The organism is Stenotrophomonas sp. PS02298 (genome assembly GCF_029959445.1).
Lineage (GTDB): Bacteria > Pseudomonadota > Gammaproteobacteria > Xanthomonadales > Xanthomonadaceae > Stenotrophomonas.
The window spans coordinates 1-5,949 of the sequence record NZ_JASCOR010000214.1 but is presented as its reverse complement, the minus strand read 5'-3'; the positions used below and the strand labels follow the sequence as shown (position 1 = coordinate 5,949).

Genomic DNA, 5,949 nt, shown 5'->3' with positions numbered 1-5,949 from the left:
GGGGGCCTTTCAACAAATTTGCGGGGTGGCGGGGGGGGGTACCCCGCCCAAGCCGGCAGCGTTGAAGTTGCCGACATGCGCGCTACCTGATTGAGCAGTGGCTTCGCGGCTTACGCCGCTCCCACAAGACCAGTCGATAGGGTAGTGCCGAGCTATGCTCGGCAGAGGCTGTACCGGTCGAGCCCCAGCGGAGCATGGCTCCGCTCTACAGTGTCTCCAATCAAGCTACTGGCGGCACTTCCGGCTTCGCCGCTTCCGGGCTCACACGCTCGATGGTGTGGCGCAGTTCGCGGCCGAGGATGAACTTGGCGTCCTTGGCCCAGGCATCCAGACGCTCGTCGAACAGCAGCTTGCTGTTCTGGTCCGGCCAGACCAGGCGCAGTTCGCGCATCTTCTGGATGAAACCGCGGAACAGCGACTTGTCGAAGAATTCCGGTGCGGCCGGTGCATACAACAGGCTCAGGCGTTGCGCGGCCTGTTGGCACAGGCTTTCCAACTCACCGGCACCCAGGGTGCCGGGGCCGTTCTTCACCAGCACCGAGATGGCGATGTAATAGCGCTCGAAGGCCTGTTGCAGCGAGTGGCCGATCGCGCGCAGACGGAATACTTCGTCGGTCTGGCCGGTGCTGCGCGCGAGCATGCCGCCATCATCCTCGCCCACGTGCTGGAGCAGGCCTTCGCGCACGAAGACGTCGATGGTCTGGTCGATGCGTGCGGCGAACTCATCCTCGCTCCAGGGCAGGAACAACTCTTCCTGCAGGAACGGGTAAAGCCCGCGACCCAGGCGCAGCAGACCGCCGCGGCTCATGCGGCGGTTGTTCTGGAAGCAGCACGCTACCCACGACGAAGCGGTGAACAGGTGGATCACGTTGTTGCGGAAGTAGCTCAGCAGCACCGCGGTATCGCCGCTGACGCTGAGCACGTCGCCCAGCGGGTGCTTGGTGCGGGTGAGGACGTTGATTTCCTCGGCGTGGGCAATGATGCGCTCGGGCGAATGCGGGGTGACCGTGACCCGGTCCGAGTACGGCATTTCCACCAGCAGCTTCTTGCTCAACTCGATCTGCGCGATCAGGTCGGCCTCGCCCATCGCATGCTTGGGCGTGGACAGCAGCGCCAGCGCCAGCAGGTTGATCGGGTTGACGTCGGCGGCAGCGTTGACGTGGACGTTGATGTTCTGCGCGAGCGTGTCGACGGTCTTCATCAACCATGCAGGCTTCTCGTCCTCGGACACCGGCTGGCCATCCCACTCCGGGGCGTTCACCGCCAGCACGTCGTTCAATGCGATCGGCTCGCCAAAATTCACCACCACCTGGCCGTAGTTCTGCTTGAGCACCTTGGGGATGCCCCACAGCAGCGCCCAGATCGATTCCTTTTCCTTCGGCCGGCCGGACAGCTCGTCCAGGTAGCTGTTGCCTTCCATCAGCTTCTCGTAGCCGATGTAGATGGGCTGGAACAGCACCGGCTTGCGCGGCTGGCGCAGGTAGGCACGCAGGGTCATGGAGATGACGCCGCCCTTGGGCTGCAGCAGACGGCCGGTACGCGAGCGACCGCCTTCGACGAAGTACTCGATCGAGTAGCCGCCCGATACCAGCTGCGCCATGTATTCGGAGAACACCGCCGAGTACAGCGGGTTACCGCGGAAGCTGCGCCGCGCGAAGAACGCACCGCCCTTGCGCAACAAGGTGCCGACCACCGGCAGGTTGAGGTTGATGCCGGCGAAGATGTGCGGCGGCACGATGCCACGGTCGTACAGCAGGTAGCTCAGCAGCAGGTAGTCCATGTGGCTGCGGTGGCTGGGCACGTAGACGATTTCGTGGCCCGGCGCGGCTTCCTTGAACTTGTCCAGGTGGTGCACCAGCACGCCGGCGTAGATGCGGTTCCAGACGTGGCTGAGCATGAAGCTGGCCGAGCGCACCACCGGGGTGGAGTAGTCGGCGGCGATTTCCCAGGCATAGCCCTGCGCCTTCTTCCAGGCGTCGGTGGTCTTGGAGTTGTCGCGCTTGGCCTGCACGGCAATGGCTTCGCGCACCGAATCGGATTCCAGCACCTTGTCCACCAGCAGACGGCGGGTGGACAGATCCGGGCCGATGATCGATTCGCGGATGCGGCGGAAGTGGGTGCGCAGCACGCGCTGCAGCTTGCGGACGGTGCGCTCCGGCTCCAGACCTTCGTCGACGGTGCCGCGCAGCGAGACCGGTGGGGCGAAGCGGACAATGGTGTCGCGGCCGTTGAGCAGGATCGCCAGCAGGCGGCGGAAGCGGCCGACCAGTGCCCAGTTTTCCGAGAACAGCACCGCGAACCAGCCGCTCTGCTTGTCCGGGGCGCGGCCGACGAAGATCGACACCGGCACCAGGTGCACGTCCAGGCCAGGATTGGCGCGGTGCGCCTGCAGCAGCTTGGCCAGCGAATCGGAATGGGTCTTGGCGCCGCGCTGCTCGGGGATCAGCGCGCTGTTGCTGGAACGCCGCGACAGCGCCACGTAGGCGCGCTTGCGCCCGGTCGGGTCACCGGCCAGCGGCACCAGCGGCGACGGCAGGCCGGCATCGCGGCAGGCCTTGTCCAGGATCAGTGCGTTGGACAGACCGTAGTCCTCCAGCACGTATACGACCGGACGGCCGTCGTTGTATTCACCGGGCTGCTCGGGCTCGATCTTCAGGCCCAGCCAGGGCTCGATCAGCTTGCCCAGCAGACGCGCCCACCACGGGCGACGCGCGGCGCGGGCCGCAGGCGACGGACGCGCAGAAGCGCCCGGCACAATGGCAGCAGGAGTGGCGGGCGTCGCGTTGGCGTCGTCCGGCGGCAGCAGTTCACCCTGATCGGGCTGGGATTTCTGTTTCGACATCGGCGCCATTATGGCTTAGCCGCCGCTGCCGCGTTGTCTGCAGTTTGCAGGTCGGGATTTCCGGCCGGCTGAAGGGCCTCGGCCTTGGCCTGTTCGGCCGCGCGCGCAGCCACCAGCACCGCGTCCACATCGCTGAGCGTACGTGCCAGGTACCAACGCTTGTCGTGGCGTACCAAGGCCACTTCAAGGTCCAGCTCCTTGCCTGCCAGCGGGTACTGAACGCGCACGGTGGCACGATCACCGTCCTGCGAAACCAGGCCGGTGCGCATCTGCTCAATGCTTTCATCCAGTTTCAAGCCATATGCGGCCAGCACCTGCTTGCTGGCCGCTGCGAACGGGCCGAGTTTCTGCAAGGTGCCGGTCATGCCGGCCTGCTGGAAGGCCTGCTCATCGGCCAGGCCGGTGGCACGGGCGGCGGCAGTGAGGGTGGCAATCGCGGTCTGTGCCAGCTTCGGATCCGACAGTGGTGCGGCCTGGGCCCAATCGCTGAGTGCGGTAACCAGCTGCACGTAGTGCGCACGTTCGGCTGCGTTGTAATCACCTTGGTGGCTGATGTACTGCACACCGAACAGGCCCAGCGAATGTGCGGCCTGCCGCACGGCCGCGCTCTGGCCTTCCAACTGCGCCTTGAAGGCGCGCTGCAGCGTGCGCTCGGCATCCTTCTCCGACAGCGTGGCCAGCAGCACAGGCAGTTTTTCGTCCAAGGGCAGCTCGGTCAGCGGCCAGCGGCTATGGCCCTGCGCCCAGGCCGCTTCCAGTTCGGCGTACTGGGCAGGTGGCACGGCGGCGCGGGCATAGCCGACCAGGTCGTTGTTGCGCAGGTACTGGGTCAGCTGGCGCACCGCCGCGGCTGGCTCGGTGGCGGCGCCGGGCAAGGGCTCGGCGTTGCGCTTGCAGGCCGCCAACAGGGCTACCAGGCAAACCGAGGCCAGGATGATGGTGTGGCAACTGCGTAGTGAACGGCGTTGCATGGCGGCGGCGATCCTCCCGTAGGCCAAGCATCTTGATGCCTGCCCGGTGACAGCGGCAAGCACGGCCGTCACGGCTGCAGCGAGGATTGGGGATTCGACGAAAGCACACAACAGGAGCACCCCTCCCCAGCCCTCCCCTTGCCTGCGGCAAAGGGAGGGGGCGCATGGCTGGTTCGATGGCTTCATGCACAGGGCCGGGTCTGCTCTCCGGCCGCCACACAACAAAGCGGCGAACGCAGTGCTCTCAACGAATCCCCAAAACCCGGCATAAAAAAAGAGGCCGCCCCGTTGCCGGTGACAGACCTCCTCAAACCGGTACGGGACCGGTAGACATGTTTGACGCATCGCCGGCAGAGCCGGACGAGACGTAGCCTACGCGCCCGATTCAGTTAAAGCAACACTTTATAAATCTCAATGCAAGCTATTGATTTACTTGATTGATTCGGCAATTTCACGCTGAATGGCCAGCGCGGTGGCGCGCGGGTCGGCAGCCAGGCGGATTGGTCGACCTACGACAATGGCATCGGCGCCATCGGCAAAGGCCTGAGCCACGCCCACGGTTCGCTGCTGGTCATCGCCGACCGGGCCACCGGGGCGGATGCCGGGGCAGACGATGGAGAAACCCTGACCAGTAGCGGCGCGGATCGGTGCGGCTTCCTGGCCGGAAGCGATCACGCCGTCGATGCCGGCGCGCTGCGCGGCCACTGCGCGCTCCACCACCACGTCCACCGGCTCACGGTCGATGCCCATCTGCGCCAGGTCCGACCGGCCCATCGAGGTCAGCACAGTCACCGCCAACAGGCGCATCTCCGAGCTGTTGGCGGCTGCAGCGGCTTCCATCATGCCCGGATGCCAGCCGTGGATGGTGCAGTAGCTCACCGGCCACTGCGACAGACGGCGGATGACGCCGGCAATGGTGGCCGGGATGTCGAAGAACTTCAGGTCGACGAACACGCGCTTGTCGCGCTTGGCCAGTTCGTCGAGCACGTCGAAGTACTCGCCCGAGGCCAGCAGCTCCATGCCGATCTTGTAGAACGACACGGCGTCGCCGAGCTTGTCGACCCATTCGATGGCTTCGGCCTTGCCCGGCACGTCGAGGGCGAAGATCAGGCGCTCGTCATTACGCAGCGGCAACGGTACGCGGCTCATCGGGCCACCTCCAGCGCGTCACGCTTTGCCCCGTTGCGCAGGTCCGCCGGCAGCGACCAGGCGTTATTGATGGCCGCACCTTCCCAGCCACCGTAGGTGGGGTTGGACAGGATCCACCAGCGCGAACCGATCCAGCCCTGGTACTTGTCCAGCAGCAGATCGCGCGCAGCCAGGCTGTTGTCCTCGACCTGCAGGAAATCGGTGAACTGGTCGCCCACCTGCATCAGTACACGGTAGTTCTGCGCCACCAGCTGGCGGCGGCAACCCTTCTCGCTGCCGTGTTCGGTGCAGCCCGGCACCGGCGTGCCCAGGCCCAGGTAGACGCTGTCATCGGCGACCGGGAAGCCAACCGCGCGCAGGTTGGCGATGGTCGCGTCCTTCATCGCCGCGGTGCGGTTGCTGATGTAGATCATGGTCACGCCCTTGGCGGCGGCGGCCTGCGCGAACTGCACTGCGCCGGGCACCGGCTGCGCTTTGCGCTCATCCACCCAGGCTTCCCAGGTTGCGTCGTTGTAGCTGCTGCCGTCGCGCACCAAGCGCGCCTGGTACGGCGAGTTGTCGAGTACGGTTTCATCCACATCCACCACCACCGCCGGCTTCAACTTGGCCGATTGGTGCTTGCCCCCCTCTTCCGGCAGCAGCGCGGTCCAGCTGCCATCGGCAAGCGCCGCGTCGAGCTGTGCAGCGGCCAGCCTCCAGGTCTGCAGCGCGCTGGCCCGGTACTCCTGCGAACGCTGCACCCACAGCACGGCATTGAGGTTGTCATTGGGCGCATTGGCCGGAGCCTCGACGGCATCGGCCGGGGACGGCGAAACGCGGCTCAGCGGCGCGGTCGTGCTGCAGGCAGCCAGCGACAGCACGGCGCCGGCCAGCAGGGTCAGGGCGGGGAATCGGGACATGGGAACTACCGGGAATCTTTGAAAACCGTGCAAGTTTACCGGCTTGAGGGGCTAAACCGGGGTCAGAGTCGGGTTTCGGTACGAAACC

The 5,949-nt window shown here is 65.8% G+C and carries 4 protein-coding genes; all 4 read right to left on the bottom strand.

The window, feature by feature from the left end; all coding sequences use genetic code 11:
- Window positions 1-220 precede the first annotated feature (220 nt).
- A complete protein-coding gene (plsB, locus tag QMX78_RS19650) occupies window positions 221-2,851 on the bottom strand; it encodes a glycerol-3-phosphate 1-O-acyltransferase PlsB (RefSeq protein ID WP_282272755.1) in 2,631 nt (876 codons plus the stop codon).
- Window positions 2,851-3,813 (bottom strand): hypothetical protein, encoded by a 963-nt coding sequence (locus tag QMX78_RS19645; RefSeq protein WP_282272753.1) that lies wholly within the window; start codon window positions 3,811-3,813, stop codon window positions 2,851-2,853. Before QMX78_RS19645 ends, plsB begins: the two co-directional genes overlap by 1 nt.
- Before the next feature lie 429 nt (window positions 3,814-4,242).
- A complete protein-coding gene (gene pyrF / locus QMX78_RS19640) occupies window positions 4,243-4,962 on the bottom strand; it encodes an orotidine-5'-phosphate decarboxylase (protein WP_282272751.1) in 720 nt (239 codons plus the stop codon).
- Window positions 4,959-5,861 carry an HAD family acid phosphatase gene (locus QMX78_RS19635; protein WP_282272748.1) on the bottom strand — a complete coding sequence of 301 codons (903 nt, stop codon included), beginning with the start codon at window positions 5,859-5,861 and terminating at the stop codon, window positions 4,959-4,961. The genes pyrF and QMX78_RS19635 overlap by 4 nt, the downstream gene beginning before the upstream one ends.
- Window positions 5,862-5,949 lie beyond the last annotated feature (88 nt).

Bases quoted from the DNA above. Each gene is read 5' to 3' on its own strand.
- pyrF (WP_282272751.1), bottom strand. From the start codon at position 4,962: ATGAGCCGCGTACCGTTGCCGCTGCGTAATGACGAGCGCCTGATCTTC.
- QMX78_RS19635 (WP_282272748.1), bottom strand. From the start codon at position 5,861: ATGTCCCGATTCCCCGCCCTGACCCTGCTGGCCGGCGCCGTGCTGTCG.
- QMX78_RS19645 (WP_282272753.1), bottom strand. From the start codon at position 3,813: ATGCAACGCCGTTCACTACGCAGTTGCCACACCATCATCCTGGCCTCG.
- plsB (WP_282272755.1), bottom strand. From the start codon at position 2,851: ATGGCGCCGATGTCGAAACAGAAATCCCAGCCCGATCAGGGTGAACTG.